The sequence below is a fragment of the Roseovarius confluentis genome (assembly GCF_002917925.1).
GTDB classification, from domain to species: Bacteria; Pseudomonadota; Alphaproteobacteria; order Rhodobacterales; family Rhodobacteraceae; genus Roseovarius; species Roseovarius confluentis.
The window spans coordinates 1-973 of record NZ_PPFE01000025.1; the positions used below are offsets into that span (position 1 = coordinate 1).

The following is a 973-nucleotide window of genomic DNA, read 5'->3' on the forward strand; positions in this document are numbered from 1 at the left end:
CCGGTGGACGTGACGCGCTCGCCGCTTCTGGGAGAGCACACGGTGGAGATCCTGCGCGAGGTGCTGGGCTATGACGGCGACGAGCTGCAGGCGGTGCTGGATAGCGGCGCCGTGGGAGACCCGCAGAAGGTTGCTGCGCAGTAAATTCGCATCGTCGTGGGCGGGACGGTGTGCGGTCCGCCCACGGCAAATCGCCTAAGGTGACGCATGAGCTTCGTGCGATAAAGATTTGATTAAAAGTAATTCTATATAATTTGCTCGCGCGGTTGCGCACAGTATTTACGATCGTGGCCCGGGGTCAGCCAAGAAAACCTTGCAAAGAGTCCGGACATGTTATTTGTTGCCTTAATGCGCAACTTTATTTCGCGCGTTGGGCGGTGCATGCAATTAAATACCATTGTATACACCGCCGGCTGATTAGGAGGATCGGCTCAAGTCCGGCCAAGACCGGAAAACCAATAGGGAGGATAACCATGAATACGTTTAAACTACTCGTTGCGAGTGCATCGGCTCTGGCATTGACGGCACCGGCGGCGCTGGCGGAATGGCAGCCGAAAAAACCGGTCGAGTTCATCATCATGGCCGGCACCGGCGGTGGCGCGGACCAGATCGCACGCCTGCTGCAAGGCCTGATCCAGAAGAAGGACCTGAGCCCGCGGCCGTTCATCCCGATCAACAAGCCGGGCGGGTCGGGCGCCGAGGCGCTGCGGTACCTGCAGGACAAGGCGGGCGACAACCACACCGTCATGATGACGCTGAACAGCTTCTACACCACGCCGATCATCCAGGAAGACCTGGGCGTCGACGTGACCGAGTTCACGCCGATCGGCCTGATGGCGATGGACACGTTCCTGCTGTGGGTCAATACCGACCGCGAGGACATCACCGATCTCGACAGCTTCAACGCGGCCGTGTCCGAAGCGGGCAAGGACTGGAAAGTCGGCGGCACCGGGTCGGGCCAGGAAGACAGCGT

Annotated in this window: 1 protein-coding gene; it reads left to right on the plus strand. The window is 59.8% G+C overall.

Going from position 1 to position 973, the window contains the following annotated elements:
- Positions 1-473 precede the first annotated feature (473 nt).
- On the plus strand, positions 474-973 hold a 500-nt coding region (locus tag C2I35_RS21760), incomplete at its 3' end, for a Bug family tripartite tricarboxylate transporter substrate binding protein (protein WP_281255084.1).